The organism is Faecalibacterium sp. An121, assembly GCF_002160915.1.
Lineage (GTDB): Bacteria > Bacillota > Clostridia > Oscillospirales > Ruminococcaceae > Faecalibacterium > Faecalibacterium avium.
Genome location: NZ_NFLM01000005.1, coordinates 67,742 through 82,786, shown reverse-complemented (window position 1 = coordinate 82,786; position 15,045 = coordinate 67,742). Strand labels below are relative to the sequence as shown.

15 protein-coding genes, 1 tRNA gene and 1 pseudogene are annotated in these 15,045 nt (G+C 60.8%); 13 read left to right on the top strand and 4 right to left on the bottom strand.

Translation table 11 applies throughout. The annotated features are described in order from the left end of the window. The first annotated feature begins 64 nt into the window (after positions 1–64). Both B5E66_RS04175 and B5E66_RS04170 read left to right on the top strand, forming a co-directional pair. Complete coding sequence (locus tag B5E66_RS04175; RefSeq protein WP_087229046.1) at positions 65–1,555, top strand: UxaA family hydrolase; 1,491 nt, start codon at positions 65–67, stop codon at positions 1,553–1,555. A gap of 117 nt (positions 1,556–1,672) precedes the next feature. Next, positions 1,673–2,554: an aldose epimerase family protein gene (locus tag B5E66_RS04170; RefSeq protein ID WP_087229043.1), complete on the top strand. Its 882-nt coding sequence runs from the start codon at positions 1,673–1,675 to the stop codon at positions 2,552–2,554. 56 nt (positions 2,555–2,610) lie between these two features. Here the strand turns inward: B5E66_RS04170 and B5E66_RS04165 are convergent, their stop codons facing one another. Both B5E66_RS04165 and B5E66_RS04160 read right to left on the bottom strand, forming a co-directional pair. After that, positions 2,611–3,999, bottom strand: a complete 1,389-nt coding sequence (locus B5E66_RS04165; RefSeq protein ID WP_087229040.1) for an alanine/glycine:cation symporter family protein — start codon at positions 3,997–3,999, stop codon at positions 2,611–2,613. 82 nt (positions 4,000–4,081) lie between these two features. Beyond that, on the bottom strand, positions 4,082–4,762 hold the full coding sequence (locus B5E66_RS04160; protein WP_242958081.1) for an ECF transporter S component: 681 nt from the start codon (positions 4,760–4,762) through the stop codon (positions 4,082–4,084). A 145-nt stretch (positions 4,763–4,907) separates the two neighbouring features. Here B5E66_RS04160 and pdxR point away from each other — a divergent pair, with 145 nt between their 5' ends. From pdxR to B5E66_RS13505, 8 genes and pseudogenes are all read left to right on the top strand, one after another. Next, positions 4,908–6,335 carry a MocR-like pyridoxine biosynthesis transcription factor PdxR gene (gene pdxR / locus B5E66_RS04155; RefSeq protein WP_087229037.1) on the top strand — a complete coding sequence of 476 codons (1,428 nt, stop codon included), beginning with the start codon at positions 4,908–4,910 and terminating at the stop codon, positions 6,333–6,335. 905 nt (positions 6,336–7,240) lie between these two features. Next, a complete protein-coding gene (locus tag B5E66_RS04150) occupies positions 7,241–7,486 on the top strand; it encodes a hypothetical protein (protein WP_087229034.1) in 246 nt (81 codons plus the stop codon). A 115-nt stretch (positions 7,487–7,601) separates the two neighbouring features. Continuing rightward, positions 7,602–7,688: transfer RNA gene (locus B5E66_RS04145), tRNA-Leu, on the top strand. A gap of 546 nt (positions 7,689–8,234) precedes the next feature. Further along, complete coding sequence (tnpA, locus tag B5E66_RS12765) at positions 8,235–8,600, top strand: IS66 family insertion sequence element accessory protein TnpA (RefSeq protein WP_143406926.1); 366 nt, start codon at positions 8,235–8,237, stop codon at positions 8,598–8,600. 1 nt (position 8,601) lies between these two features. Then, positions 8,602–8,760, top strand: a complete 159-nt coding sequence (gene tnpB / locus B5E66_RS13600) for an IS66 family insertion sequence element accessory protein TnpB (RefSeq protein ID WP_143406925.1) — start codon at positions 8,602–8,604, stop codon at positions 8,758–8,760. Further along, a complete protein-coding gene (tnpB, locus tag B5E66_RS13595; RefSeq protein ID WP_143406924.1) occupies positions 8,690–8,869 on the top strand; it encodes an IS66 family insertion sequence element accessory protein TnpB in 180 nt (59 codons plus the stop codon). The genes tnpB (B5E66_RS13600) and tnpB (B5E66_RS13595) overlap by 71 nt, the downstream gene beginning before the upstream one ends. Then, positions 8,839–8,958, top strand: a pseudogene (locus B5E66_RS13590) (hypothetical protein); the annotation flags it as partial. The gene tnpB (B5E66_RS13595) and the pseudogene B5E66_RS13590, both read left to right, overlap by 31 nt. Before the next feature lie 59 nt (positions 8,959–9,017). Then, a complete protein-coding gene (locus tag B5E66_RS13505) occupies positions 9,018–9,245 on the top strand; it encodes a transposase domain-containing protein (RefSeq protein ID WP_087229028.1) in 228 nt (75 codons plus the stop codon). A gap of 268 nt (positions 9,246–9,513) precedes the next feature. Here B5E66_RS13505 and B5E66_RS04120 read toward each other — a convergent pair whose 3' ends face one another. Beyond that, on the bottom strand, positions 9,514–10,251 hold the full coding sequence (locus B5E66_RS04120; RefSeq protein WP_242958080.1) for a family 1 glycosylhydrolase: 738 nt from the start codon (positions 10,249–10,251) through the stop codon (positions 9,514–9,516). Position 10,252: 1 nt separating this feature from the next. Here B5E66_RS04120 and B5E66_RS04115 point away from each other — a divergent pair, with 1 nt between their 5' ends. Then, positions 10,253–11,107, top strand: coding sequence for a PTS sugar transporter subunit IIA (locus B5E66_RS04115; protein WP_158098320.1), 855 nt, complete (start codon positions 10,253–10,255; stop codon positions 11,105–11,107). A gap of 329 nt (positions 11,108–11,436) precedes the next feature. Further along, positions 11,437–12,363, top strand: coding sequence for an AEC family transporter (locus B5E66_RS04110; protein WP_158098319.1), 927 nt, complete (start codon positions 11,437–11,439; stop codon positions 12,361–12,363). A 47-nt stretch (positions 12,364–12,410) separates the two neighbouring features. On the opposite strand, the gene B5E66_RS04105 is transcribed toward B5E66_RS04110, so the two are convergent. After that, positions 12,411–13,304, bottom strand: coding sequence for a MurR/RpiR family transcriptional regulator (locus tag B5E66_RS04105; protein WP_087229017.1), 894 nt, complete (start codon positions 13,302–13,304; stop codon positions 12,411–12,413). A 291-nt stretch (positions 13,305–13,595) separates the two neighbouring features. On the opposite strand from B5E66_RS04105, the gene B5E66_RS04100 reads away from it, so the two are divergent. Continuing rightward, positions 13,596–15,029 carry a 6-phospho-beta-glucosidase gene (locus B5E66_RS04100; protein WP_087229014.1) on the top strand — a complete coding sequence of 478 codons (1,434 nt, stop codon included), beginning with the start codon at positions 13,596–13,598 and terminating at the stop codon, positions 15,027–15,029. The last annotated feature ends 16 nt before the right edge of the window (positions 15,030–15,045 follow it).

Below are 15,045 nucleotides of genomic sequence, written 5' to 3'. Positions count from 1 at the left end.
ACCGTTGCCGGCGGGGGCCGTTCCCGTGCGCCCCGCCGGCCTTTTCTTTGCAAAGGAGAACACTATGGCGCAGGCTATTCACATCAGCCCCATCGACAACGTGGTGGTGGCGCTGCACCCCATCGCCAAGGGGGAACTGGTCCAGACCGACGGCCTGTCGGTGACGGCGCTGGAGGACATCCCCCAGGGCCATAAGATGGCGGTGCGGCCCATCCGGGCAGGGGAAAACGTGGTCAAGTACGGCTTTGCCATCGGACACGCCACCGAGGACGCCCAGCCCGGCCGCTGGATGCACACCCACAACGTCAAGACCAACCTTTCGGGAGAGGTGGAGTACAGCTACGATCCCGCCCCCGATCTGGCCCCCCTGCCCAGGGTGGAGCCCGAGACCTTCATGGGCTTCCGCCGCAAGGACGGCCGCGCAGCCATCCGCAACGAGATCTGGATCATCCCGGTGGTGGGCTGTGTCAACGAGAACGCCAAAAAGATGGTGCAGGATAACCAGGACCTGGTGACCGGCAGCATCGAAGGCCTGTACACCTTCCCCCATCCTTTTGGGTGCAGCCAGACCGGCCATGACCATGCCCAGACCCGCAAGCTGCTGGCCGCGCTGGTGCGCCACCCCAACGCCGCCGGCGTGCTGGTGCTGCACCTGGGCTGCGAGAACATCCAGCCCGACCAGTTCAAGGAGGAGCTGGGCCCCTACGACCCCGACCGGGTCAAGTTCCTGGTCTGCCAGGACGTGGAGGACGAGTTCGCCGCCGCCCGCAAGCTGCTGGAGGAGCTGGCCGATTACGCCCGCCAGTTTGAGCGTCAGCCCATCCCGGTGTCCGAGCTGGTGGTGGGTATGAAGTGCGGCGGCTCGGACGGACTGTCCGGCATCACCGCCAACCCCACCATTGGCCGCTTTTCGGATATGCTGGGCCAGCGGGGCGGCTCCACCGTCCTGACCGAGGTGCCCGAGATGTTCGGCGCCGAGGGCTTCTTGATGAACCGCTGCATCGACCGCAAGGTGTTCGAGAAGGCCGAGCATATGCTGAACGGCTTCAAGCACTACTTCATCAGCCACAACGAGGTGGTGTATGACAACCCCTCCCCGGGCAACAAGCAGGGCGGTATCACCACCCTGGAGGACAAGAGCTGCGGCTGCGTGCAGAAGGGCGGCACCGCCCCCATCATGGACGTGATCGACTACGGTGACCCGGTGGTGACCAAGGGCCTGAATATGCTCTACGGACCCGGCAACGACCTGGTGTCCGCCACCGCCATGACGGCGGCAGGGGCCCATATGATCCTGTTCTCCACCGGACGGGGGACCCCCTTCTCGGCGCCGGCTCCCACGTTGAAGATCTCCACCAACACCCCCCTGGCGGAAAAGAAGCCCGGCTGGATCGACTTCAACGCAGGCGTCATCGCCGACGGCAAAAAGACCATCGACCAGACCGCCCAGGACCTGCTGCAGCTGGTGATCGACACCGCCAGCGGCAAACAGACCAAGGCAGAGATCAACGGCTTCCGGGATATCTCCATCTTCAAGGACGGCGTGGTGCTGTAAAAGCGGAAAAAAGAGAAGGGCCGTGCCAAAAGGCATGGCCCTTTTTTGAAAAATCTGGTACAATAGAGGCAAAACCGGACGGGCCGGCCCCGCCCCATCTTACAGGAGGTATACGCTATGAATCAGATCACCACCCGTTATGTCACCGAAGGCGATGCCTGCTATGAGCAGTACGTCATCACCGACCCCGCCGCAGGCACCGAGCTGGTCATCACCCCCGAGCGCGGAGGGATGATCACCGGCTTCACCCTGAACGGGGAGGAGTACATCTGGGTGCGCCGCCCCAACTTCAGCGAGTGCAACCGCCCCCGCTTTGGTGTGCCCATCCTGTTCCCCAGCTGCTCCAACCCCGACGGGGGCGTCCACATCTTTGAGGGCAAGGCCTATCCCATGGAGACCCATGGCCTGGCCGATCTGTGCGCCTGGCAGGTGGACAGCGTGGGACCCGACGGGGTCACCCTGATGCTGCAGTCCTCGCCTTTGACCAAGTTCCTGTATCCCTTCGACTTTACCCTGCTGGTGACCTACAACCTGCAGGGCAGGACCGCCACCATCGACCTGACCGTCATCAACGACGGGGATAAGCCCATGCCCTTCAGCTTTGGCTATCATCCCTATTTTATGGCCAGCAAACTGGAGAATGTGGCGTTTGACATCCACTGCGCCACCTGCTCGGAAAACGCCAAGGGCGAACAGCCCGCCGCACCCGAGACCATCACCCTCACCCGCAAAGAGGGCGCCGCCGACAGCATCCGGCTGCTGACGGGGGTGCAGTTCCCCATGTCCTTCACCGACAAGGGCAACGGCCACAAGGTGACGGTGGATGCCGACGAGAGCTTCACCAACGGCGTGCTGTGGCAGCAGGATGCCGAGAACTTTGTCTGCATGGAACCCTGGAACGGCTGGGCCAACAGCGTCAACGAGGAGGGCCGGCACGAGGTGCTGGAGCCCGACGAGGCCCTGGGCAGCACCTGGAGCATCACCATCGACAAAGTCTAAATCCATAACATCCCGCCTCCTTTTCGGGACCGTCCGAAGGGGAGGCGGTTTTTGCGTCATGGGGCGATGCGCTTTTCTTCCAGATAGCGCCGGGTGCGCCGGGCCACCTCCCCCGAGAGGGCGAACAGCCCCGCCAGGTTGGGCAGCATCATCAGGCCGTTCACCGCGTCGGCCAGGGCCAGAGCCAGAGTGAAGTCGGCGCAGGCCCCGGCGGCGGTCAGGGCCAGGAACACCAGCTTGTAAATCCAGAGGCTGTCCGGCCCCAGCAGATAGGTCCAGCAGGCCGCACCGTACTGGCTCCACCCCAAAATGGAGGACCAGGCGAACAGGGCCACGGTGACGCCCAAAAACACCGGGCCCAGCGGTCCGAAGGCGGAAGCGAAAGCCGCCCCGGCCAGCTGCTCCACCGGCGCGGAGAACGCCACCTGCCCGGTGTCCAGATCCACCAGACCGGCCGTCAGGATGGCCAGGGCGGTGAGGGTGCACACCACAAAGGTGGATACGAACACCTGGAACATCCCCCACATCCCCTGCTGCACCGGCTCGGGGGTGGAGGCCGAGCCGCTGGCGATGGCCGAGGAGCCAAGTCCCGCCTCGCTGGAAAAACACCCCCGTGCAAAGCCCCAGCGCACCGCCGTCCAGACGCCGTAACCCACAAGGCCGCCCCCGGCGGCCCGCAGCCCGAAGGCGCCCCGGACGATGGCTTCCAGCGCCGCCGGCAGCCGCGCGGCGTGCAGTCCCACCACCAGCAGGGCCCCCGCCAGATAGAAGGCCGCCATCAGCGGGACCAGGCGCCCGGCGGCGGCCGCCACCCCTTTCAGGCCGCGCCACAGCAGCACCCCGGTGGCCAGGGCCACCACGGCCCCTGTCAGCGGGGGCGGCGTGCCAAAGGCCCCCTGCAGGGCTGCGGCCATGGCGTTGACCTGGCTCAGATTCCCCATGCCCAGGGAGGCCAGCACGCACAGGCCCGCGAACAGCCCGGCCAGAGCCCTGCCCAGAGCCTTGCAGCCCGGCCTTGCGCCCAGCCCTTCCGACAAATAATACATGGGCCCGCCCTGCCACATACCGCCCTGCCGGCGGCGGTAGGCCAGCCCCAGCAGATGTTCGGCGTAGGCGGTCATCATCCCGAACAGGGCCATCACCCACATCCAGAACACCGCCCCCGGCCCGCCGCTGGCAATGGCCGCCCCCACACCCAGCACGCTGCCGGCCCCGATGGTGGCCCCCAGGGCGGTGCACAGACTTTGCAGGGGAGAAATGTTGTCCCCGCTCTGACGGTCCAGCTCGGGACTGCCCGCCAGCAGGGCGCCCAGGGTCTGGCCCAGCCACAGCCGGGCCTGCCGCAGCTGGAACCAGCCGGTGCGCACCGTCAGCCACAGGCCGGCGGCCCCCAGCAGGCCCACCCCCAGAGGGCCCCACAGCACCCGGTTCAGTTCTTCCAGCATAGGCCACACCTCCCCGCACAACAGAAAAAGGAGCGGCGCCTGGCGGCGCAGCTCCTGGATGTATATGCGAAAAAAGGCTGTGTTATGCCCGGTGAGCCTGCCTCAGGCCGCGGTCCTGGGGTTTGGGCAGCAGCCCGGCCCGGTCCAGAGCGGGGCGGACGGCCAGGTACAGCAGCACCGCACAGAGGGTGGATACCAGGCTGTTCACCAGGGTGACGCCTCCCGCCACCGAGGCCAGCACCTGGGCTGCCGAGTAATCCTGCCCGAAGATGTACACGTTGCGGAAATAGCCCAGCAGGGGGTCGGTGAACACATTGACCAGCAGACCCGAACCGGCCGACACCGTCACCCGGGCCAGATAGGGCAGGCTGCGCCCCGGCGCGGCGGCATCGATGCGGCAAAGACGGTGGGCAGTGAAGCCGCACACCACCCCGATGATGAACTTGAGCACAAAGGTGGTGACCGCATAGCCCGGGTCGCCGGCCAGTATGTCGGCCAGGGCCAGGCCGATGGCCCCCGACAGCCCGCCGGACACACCGTCCAGCAGCAGAGCCGCCAGGGCGGTGAAGGTGTTGCCCAGATGGAAGGAGGACCCCCCATAAAAGGGCACGCGGAAAAACAGGTAGGCGACAAAGCTCAGCGCAGCCATGACGCCGGTCAGGGCCAGCTCATGGGGGGTAAAGGTGCGCTTGTACAGCACACTGACAAACAAGATGCCGATGACCACGACGGCCAACAGCAGCCACATGGCGGTGGATGACATGGCGGTCCCTCCAAACAACAGATTCCCGTGGGGTCTTGACTTTTGGGTCCCCGGCGGGTATGCTCCTATTATAGCCAAAACTGGCTCCATGAAAATACCCAGAATACAACTTTTTTATGGTATCAGTTGAGAGGAGGCGCCTGTTATGCTCCATTTGACCGCAGCTCTGGACCCGGCTTCCCGGGTGCCTTTGTACCAGCAGCTCTACCGCAGCCTGGCAGGGGAGATCCGCTCGGGGGCTTTGCCCGCAGGGACCCGGATGCCGGGCAAGCGCAGCCTGGCCGAGGCCCTGGGCGTATCGGTGAACACGGTGGACGGTGCCTATCAGATGCTGGCCGCCGAAGGGTATCTGGCCAGCAGGGCCCGCAGCGGCTTTTATGTGCAGGAATATCCCGCCCTGCCGGGCCGTCCCGAGCCGCCGGCAGCCCCGGCGCCTGCGGCTGCGCCCGCCGGCCCGCCGGTGCGGTTCGACCTGTCCACCGGCGGAGTGGATACCCGGCTGTTCCCGTTCCGCACCTGGGCGCGGCTCCAGAAGGAATTGCTTTATACCAGCCCGCAGCTGCTGGCCCGGGGCGACCCCCGGGGGGATATCCAGCTGCGGCAGGCCCTGGCGGGCTATCTGGAGGAGTACCGCGGGGTGCGCTGTACCCCCGGCCAGATCGTGGTGGGGGCGGGTATCGAATACCTGCTCAGCCTGCTGGCCCCTCTGCTGCCGGGACCTGCGGCGGTGGAGGACCCGGGCTACCCCCGGGCCAGGCAGGTGCTGGAAAACAGCGGCCGGCCCTGTCGGCTGATCCCGGTGGACGAAGGGGGACTGTCGGTGGCGGACCTGGCCGCCTCGGATGCGGCGGTGTGCTATGTCACCCCCAGCCACCAGTTCCCCACCGGTGTGACCATGCCCGCCCCCCGCAGGGCCGAACTGTTGGGCTGGGCGGCCGCCGCCCCCGGCCGGTATATCATCGAGGACGACTATGATTCCGAGTTCCGTTTCGATACCCGGCCTCTGCCCAGTCTGCAGGGGATGGCCGGGGGAGACGGTCCGGTGATCTATCTGTCCACAGTGGCCCGCAGCCTGGCTCCCGGCATCCGCATCGCCTATATGGTGCTGCCGCGCAGCCTGCTGCCCGCCTGGCAGGAGAGGTACAGCCTCTATTCTGCCACGGTGGGCCGGTTCGAGCAGCAGACCCTGGCCCGCTTCATCCAGGAAGGGTATTTTACCCGCCATCTGGCCCGCAGCCGTATGACCTACAAGGCCCGGCGCAATGCCCTTGCCGGCGCGCTGACGGAGGCTTTCGGCCCAAAGGCCCGGTTGTCCGGGCTGCATACCGGCCTGCATCTGCTGCTCCATTTGGCAGGGCCGGTGCCCTCAGACCAGGCGCTGGTCCGGGCGGCCCGGCAGGCAGGCATCCGCCTGGCCGCCCTGAGCGGTTACTCGATGGCGTCCCCAGTCCGCTGCCCTTCGGGCACGCTGGTGCTGGGGTACGGCGCGCTGGAGGACTCCCTCTGCCCCGAGCTGGCCTCCACATTGAAGAAAGCCATCAGTGCGGCCTGCGCCTCCTCGTCCAGGGTGTAAAAGCCGGTGCCCGGGCGGTACTGTCCCGGCAGGACCCCGCTTTCCACGGCGGCCCCGCCGTTGGCCAGAAGTTCCAGGGTGTCCTCCAAAGTCAGCAGATCCCCGGCTGTCAGATCGGTGAGCAGGGAGCCGCTGGCGTCCCGCAGGGCCTGGGGCAGAGCGGCGGGCAGGGCATCGAGGTTCTGCCGGAAAAAGGCGTCCCACACGGCGGCCCTGGCGGCAGCCACCGTGCCGGGAGGCAAAGCGCCCTCCAGCCCGGCCAGGAAAGCGTGGGCAGAGGAGACGGTCCAGTCGCTCACCCCGCTCTGGCCGGTCTGTTCCAGCTGGCTGGGGGTGAGCGCCCCCGAAAAGCCCACCCGCAAGCTGCCATAGCCGCCGCACAGCTCCGCCAGAGTCTCGGGGGTGGCCGCCAGATAATGGGCGTCCTCGGGCAGACTGAGCACCTGCCCCAGACCCTGCAGACAGCGTGCGGGGCCTGCGGCCTGGTAGCACTGGGCCAGGGTGGCTTCCCCGTCGCTGAAAGGCACTGCCAACTGGCTGGGCAGGGCCAGCAGGTGGATGCAGTTTTGGTCGGCGTTCAGGTACAGCAGTACAAAAGCCGGGTCCTCTCCGGCCACACAGGCCAGCAGGGTCAGGTGGTTTTCTTCCCGAGGCAGGCGCACCGGCACCCCGCTCTGGCTCTCGGATGCCCGCACCCGCTGCAGCGCCTGGCGCTGGGCCAGCACCAGCGTGCCTGCCACCAGGGGCAGCAGGACCAGCAGAGTCACCCACAGGGCGGTCCAGAAACTTTTCCAGCCTTTGGTCTCCATAGGGACAGCCTCCTTTGACAGATGGTGCATAAAGTATAGGCCCCGGGGCCAGACTGTATACAGTCCGCAGCACATCCAACCAAGGAGGACGGTCAGATGAAACGAGCACAAAAGGATACAAAGCACGCCCCGGTCCCCGAGCCGCAGGCCAAGGACCTGCAAATGCCCGAGGCGGAGCAGTTCTGGCTGGAGCTGGGCCCGCCCAGCGCTTACAGCGGCACCCCGGCCTATGACACCGCTGTGCGGGAGGGCGACGCCAGCCCCGATGCAGAACGCCTGGGCTGGACCGGTGCCGAACCGGGCAAGGGGAGCCTGGACGACCTGCCCCCCGAGGATCGCTGACCCCGCGCCCCCAAGGAGAGCAAAAAGAATCTGAAAAAAGTGCTTGACAATCCGCGCCAGTGTGGTATAATAACACACGTCCCAGCCAGACAGCGGGACACAAAACCAAAGATGAGCGGATATGGCGGAATTGGCAGACGCGTTAGATTCAGGTTCTAATCGGGGCAACTCGGTGGAGGTTCAAGTCCTCTTATCCGCACCACAAGCACAAAATCCGAACCTTTTTCCAATAGGAGAAGGGTTCGGATTTTTCGTTTTCTTCGGGGAGCTGAATCACGGAACAGTTCCTTGCCCGAAGCCGTACCAGAAGGCTGGGCGGGCCAGGCGGTGACGGGTTGCCTGGAAGTCCAAAAGAAAGGCGCACCCCGAAAGGTGCGCTTCGTCTGAAAAAAGTCGCTTGCGGTCTGTATGTAAAGCAGGGCGTTCCCCGGAGGGAACGTCCTGTTTTTCTTTGGATGTGAGTCTGGCCTGTTCTGCCTGCCAGGCGGCGAAGGCCCGCTGGCCTTCCTCGCTTCGGGATAAATTGAAATGTTGACGACTTTTTTCTTTTTGTTCAAGTCCACCTCCTGTTCCGGTCCACCGCCTGGCTTATGGGGGCAACCGATTTGCAAAGCCCTAGGTGTGGAATACAAGGTACCCGCTCCATAATCCCCCGACTGTAAAAACAAACCAATCTGTGAGAAAATAAGACAGAGTATCAAAAGTCTTAGAAATCATAGAAGTCTTAGAAGTCTCACAGGGGGTAAAAATGAGCAATCAATATCAGGAACTAAAAAAGCAGCACTACCTTGGCCTGCTGCGGGAGTGCGCCCGCAGCGGAAAGAAGAAACGGGAATGGTGCGCACAGGCCGGCGTGAAATATTCAACGCTCATGAGATGGCAGGGATTGCTGAGGGATGAACTGGCGGGAGAAATTCTTTCGGGACAAGAGATTGTTCCGGTACAGATCCAAAAGCCAGGTGAAGAAGTACATGCATCTACATCGTCTTCAGACTATTGTGCAGACGAGGCAGGAACATCCGGTATTTGCATCGAAAAGGGAGAAGTTCGCATTTATCTGCCGGCAGATGTGCCAATGGAATATCTGGTCAAGCTGGTGAAAGGGCTGGCTTAAGATGCTGGGCGATATCCGACAGGCAAAGAACGTGTATATTGTGTGTGGCTATACCGATATGCGCAAGGGGCTGAACAGCCTGGTTCCCTTTGTGCAGCAGAACTTTGGGAATAGATCACTATCCCAGCAGCCTGTTTCTGTTCTGCGGCAAACGCTGTGACCGGCTGAAAGCCCTGTTGTGGCAACCGGACGGCTTTGTGCTGCTGTATAAGCGGCTGGATAATGCCGGTATCAGTGGCCGTGGAATGCACAGGAGGTCAGGCAGCTGACTTGGGAGCAGTTCACCTGGCTCATGCAGGGGCTGAATATTGAGCAGCCCAGAGCGATCCGTCCCGGACGTCCGAAAGAGCTGGTATAATTCCACCAGGGAGGCGTTTTTCGGGGAATATTCTGCCTGAAAAGCAGCGCTTTTCAACAATGGCGCGCAGGAATTTCCTGTTTTGCGACACCGCAAAGGGTGCCGATGCCAGTGCCCTGTGTTTCAGCGTGATCGAGACAGCCAAGCGCAATGGTCTGGATCCCTTTGGTTACCTGTTGTTCCTGCTTCAGGAGCTGCCCAAACTGGGCGAAAATCCTTCCGAGGACCAACTGCTTCCGCTGCTCCCCTGGACCGAATGCCTTCCCCAATATTGCAAACTCAAATAATTTTAACCGATTTGAGCTCCTCATGGGAGCTCTTTTCTTTATCCCTCACGGGGGATGATGGGGCGGTTACAAAAAATCCATACCGAAGTCTTGAAGATCAAGTTCCGACAAACAAAAACCCACGAGAAACTGTAAGGTCTCCCGTGGGTTTTTGTTTGGACTGAACCAAAGTGCGCCGGTCAGATTTGCAGAAGAGCGGCGGCGTTTATGCGTGATATGAGATGGTTCATAGCAGCAAAGGATGTGCGGCTATGAGTGGTTGGAAAGGTTAATATGCAACGTTGTTTTCCAGATCTGCTCCGTTGGAAGCGATCAGCTTTTTGTAATAATAGAAAGACTTCTTCTTGCTGCGCTTACCCGTTCCATGGCCGTAGTCATCCTGATCTACATAGATCATGCCATAGCGCTTGGTCATCTCGGAAGTGCCGGAGGAGACTAGGTCAATAGGGCCCCACCAGGCGTAACCAAAAACGTCCACACCATCGGCAATGGCTTCCCGCAGCTGCTCCACATGGGCGCGCATATAGTCGATGCGGTAATCGTCCTCAATACGGCCATCAGCGTCAGGATGATCCACCGCGCCCAGACCGTTTTCCGAAATAAAGATAGGCTTGTGGTAACGGTCGTAGATCCGGTTCAGAGTGATGCGGAAGCCGATGGGGTCGATGGTCCAGCCCCAGTCCGACTTGGGCAGATGAGGATTTTTGATATCTGAGACAAGGCGGCCGGTGGGCTTGGGAACCGGGCTGCCTTTGTACCGCATGATGTAGGTCATGTAGTAACTGATGGTGATGAAGTCCACAGCGCCTTCTTTCAGAATCTGGAGGTCGTCGGGACCCATTTCGATTGTGATGTTGTTCTCATCAAAGAAACGTTGCATGTAATAGGGATACGCACCGGTGGCCTGTACATCGGTAAAGAACCAATTGAAATGATCCTCAAACATGACCTGCAGCTGATCCTCGGGTTTGGAACTCTCGGCATAGTTCTCCAGGCGGCAGAGCATATTGCCCATCTATGATATGGCAGTTTATTTTACCCACCGCTTTGCAAGCATCTACCGAATTGAACTGAATGAGGACGAAATAGCGTTTGTCGCTTTTCATATTGGGGCCTATTTGGAAAATACTACCCATACCACAGAACGAATCACCTGCATCATCCTTGCAGAAAGCTACCATACGCTCTCACAGACGTTGGTGCGGGAAGTGGGCGAAAATTTCACTGACCGGCTGTTGATTCTGGATGTGATGCCCCTGAACCGGTATTTACAGTACCGGCCCGCCTGTGACTTTATCATTACAGCGCTGCCTCTGGAAGGGGAGAGACGCCCAGTGGTAAAAGTGAGCCCGATTTTGACCAAGCAGAACATCACCGCTATCCGTGAAATGCTGGATGCGATAGACCGTCAGCGTGAGCTGGAGAGCGCACGGTCCTTTTTGAAACAGCTGCTGCATAAGGAACTCTATTTCCGGAATGTATGCTTTGCAGATGAGACCGACTGCATCCAGTTCCTGGGACAGAAATGCATCGATAACGGCTATGCCACCGATGCGTTCGTACAGGATGTCCTGCTGCGGGAATCCCTGTCGTGCACGGCGTTCACGAGTGCCCTAGCAGTGCCCCATGCGGTCAGCCAGTACGCCGAACGTTCGTTTATCTGTGTCCTGCACAATGATATGCCGATCGTATGGAAGGACAAGCGAATCCATTTTGTTTTGATGATCGGTATTACCCAGCAGGAGATGAAGTATTTCAAGGATGCCTTCAATCTGATTGTGGAGCTGTTCAGCTCCACCAGCCGCACCCTTAGTCTGCTTAAGACAGACTCTTTTGAAGAGTTTTGCGAGCAGATGTATTGACTTCCGGTGATGACGGCCGGCGCGGTTCCGGCAGGAAGCGCGTTAGAAGAGGCGGAAGTTTGGAGGAAAAAGGATCCGCTGCAAAAAAGAAGCACCAGATACGATGACAGATGTCCCTTCGCCCCCACAGAGAAGCAAAAAAACTCTGCGGGGATTCTTTTGCCTCCTTTGGGGCAGAGATGTTTCAAAAAAAGGCGCAGAAAGATTTATTTGCATCAAAAATCACCAGTCGCTCCGTTTTAGATTGCCAAGCGCAGGCCACAACGCTATGATGGGTCCATAGGCGTAGCCGGCGTCTGTATGTTGCGGAAAGGATGGACTGGGATCGTATGGGAACGGCTTTGGTATTGCAGCAGATGATCGTTTTGTTTTTGATGATGGCGGCAGGGTATGTGGCCGGCCGGTGCGGGGTGATGAGCCGGGAGTCGGAGCAGCTGTTCTCCAGGCTGATCGTCAACCTTACCTGTCCGGCTCTGATCATCAACAACGTCACCACCAGCGCGCGGCTGGAGAGTTTGGGCGCGCTGTTTGTGATCTTTGCGGCGGCGGCCGTCTATTATGTCCTGCTGCCTTTGCTGTCCAAGGGGCTTGTCCGGCTGCTGCGGGTGCCGGCCGGCCGGGCGGCCGAATACGAGGGGATGCTGATCTACTCCAACATCGGTTTTATGGGCATCCCGGTGGCCAATGCCGTGCTGGGGCAGGACTCGATCCTCTATCTCTCCATCTTCATGGCGGTGTTCAACATTTCAGTGTTCTCCTATGGAACCTTGCTGCTCCAGCAGGGTGGGGGAGGAAGAGCCGACTTGCGCAAGATGATCAACCCGGGCACCGTCTCGGCGGTGGCAGCCATCCTGCTGTATCTGCTGCAAGTGCAGCTGCCCGACCTGCTTTTGCAGCCGGTGGCATCCATCGGCAGTACCACCACTCCTCTGGCCATGCTGGTGATCGGCGCATCTCTGTCCCGTCAGCCCATCCAGGAGGTGCTGCAGGAAAAGAGCCTGCTGCCCTTCACTCTGCTGCGGCTGCTGGTATTGCCGGCGGTGACTCTGCTGGCGTGCAGATGGCTGATCGGCGACCCGATGCTGCTGGGGGTGCTGGTCCTGGTCTCAGCGATGCCGGTCGCCTCCAACATCGTGATGATCTGCAGTGAACAGGGGCGGGACTCCGCTTATATCTCCAAAGGCGTGTTTTTCTCCACCGTCTTTTCGGTCATCACCCTGCCGCTGGTCTCGATGCTGATCCGCATAGTAGCCTGAACGAAAAAAGGCACCCTTCTGCCGAAGCGGAAGGGCGCTTTTTGCGTTCAGCGGGGCTTGGAAGTGCCGTTGATCCCGTCCTGGAAGCCCACCGGGCGGCGGACGCTCAGCCAGGCGGCATCCCGGCGGACAAAGTCGCAGTTGGCGTCGTAATCATTCTGGAACAACCGGGCAAACAGCAGATCCAGCATGGCCTTGGCGGCGATGGAGGAGGAAAAGGTCGAGATCTTGTTGTCGTTGGACTCCAGCAAGGGCAGAAGCAGGACGCAGTCGGACAGCCTGGCTGCCGGACTGTCTGCGTGGGCGGTGATGAGCAGGATAGGGGTGCCGTGCTGGCGGGCGAATCGCATCGCTGAGCCGATGGATTCGTTCATCCCGGTATAGCTCACGACAAGCAGACAGTGGGTGGAGTCCATTTGGTTTGCAATGTAGCTCAGGTTGACGCTGTTGGAGATCATATTGATCCGGAAACCAAACTTCATCAGCCGGAAAGCAAACTCCTCCAAAAGATAAAGCCCCGAGCCGGCGGCGCACAGCTCAATGCTGCTGGCGCCGCTCAGCAGGGCGGCTGCGCGGTCAAAGGCGTCGAAGTCCAGAGAGGCAGACAGGCGGTGAAGGGTACCGGCTTCCAGCTTGAGTAGGTCCCGCACCAGCACATCGGGCGGGGTGTCGGCCTGGAACGGAAAATCGCTGTCCGGCAGGTCGAAGGCGAGCGCGTCCGGGATGGCGCTGAAATAGTCGGCCTTGAAATCCTGCAGGCCCTGATAGCCGAACTTGCGGCAGAAACGAACTACAGCCGAGGGGCTGGTAAAGGTGGCCTCGGCGAGCTGGCGCGTATTCATACGGGCAACGCGTTCCGGGTAGCGCAGAAAGTAATCCCGCAGGCACTGGTCGGTTGGCGTCAGGCCCGTGTGCTCGCGCAGTCGCTTGTTGAGATCCATGTCGTTTTCCTTTCTCAATGTATGGCAAGTCCAAAGTTCTTTCTTATTGTATCATTGATGGAAAGGCAGGTCAAACGCCGGGCGGATAAATACACATTTTGCACAATGTCAGAAAAGATTTTTTGACAGAGTGAACGCTCTGTTTTAAATCTGCCACGTTTTTACAGGATTTTAAAATGCGCTGTCCCAAATTGACCAAAGGCCTTTTCTGCCATAGAGATTTTCGCTATACTATTGCCACAAGGGCGGCAGGAAAAGCTCGGAGATAAATCGGAAAGTGAGGATGCTGCTATGAAGATGCCAGAAGGCTTTTTGTGGGGCGGCGCCACTGCGGCCAACCAGTGCGAGGGGGCCTATGACCAGGATGGCCGGGGCCTGTCCAGCGTGGATGTAGTGCCGTTTGGGCCTGACCGCGGCCCGGTGGCGCGGGGTGAGAAAAAGATGCTGGCCTGCGACAGCCAGCACACCTATCCTTCCCACCAGGCCATCGACCTGTACCACCACTACAAAGAAGATATCGCCCTGTTTGCGGAGATGGGGTTCAAGTGCTACCGGATGTCCATTGCATGGACCCGGATCTTCCCGCATGGGGATGACGCGCAGCCCAACGCTGCAGGCATCGCCTTTTACCGCAGCGTATTCGAGGAGTGCCGCAGATACGGCATTGAGCCGCTGGTGACCATCTGCCACTTTGACACTCCCATCGCCCTGATCGAGAAATATGGCGGCTGGAAAGACCGTCGGATGGTGGACGCCTTTGTGCGGTACTGCAGGGTGCTGTTTGAGCAGTACGGCAGCCTGGTGCGCTACTGGCTGACCTTCAATGAGATCAATATGCTGCTGCATATGCCCTTTATGGGGGCGGGCATCGTCTTTGAGGAGGGCGAGGACAAGGAACAGGTCAAGTACCAGGCGGCCCATCACGAGCTGCTGGCCAGCGCCCGGGCGGTGCAGCTGGCCCACGAGATGATCCCCGGGGTCATGGTGGGCTGTATGCTGGCGGCAGGCCAATTCTATCCCTATACCTGCGCGCCGGAGGACGTTTACCTCGCCATGGAACGGGACCGTGACAACTACTTTTTCATCGATGTGCAGGCCAACGGCGAATATCCCGTATGGGCCCAAAAGCGGATGGAGCGGGCTGGCATCCTGCTGCAGACCCAGCCGGAGGACGAGCAGACACTGCGGCAGGGCAGGGTGGACTTTGTCTCCTTCAGCTATTATTCCAGCCGCTGTGCCTCGGCGGACCCCGAGATCGCGGCCCGGCATGCCCGGGGCAACGCGGTGGTCAGCAGCGTGGTCAACCCCTACCTGAAGGCCAGCGAATGGGGCTGGCAGATCGATCCGCTGGGGCTGCGGCTGACCTTGAACGTCCTGTACGACCGGTACCGCAAACCCCTGTTCATTGTGGAGAACGGGATGGGCGCCACCGACAAGGTGGAGGCGGACGGCTCGATCCACGACCCCTACCGCATCGACTACATGCGGGAGCACATCCGGGCCATGCGGGATGCAGTGAACCTGGACGGGGTGCCCCTGCTGGGCTACACTTGCTGGGGTCCCATCGACATTGTGTCGGCGTCTACCGGCGAGATGAAAAAGCGGTACGGTATGATCTACGTCGATAAGGACAATGAGGGCGGCGGCACACTGGCCCGCAGCAGAAAGGACAGTTTTTACTGGTACAAGAGAGTCATCGCCACCAACGGTGAGGACCTTGGATAAAAACAGAGGAATCAGG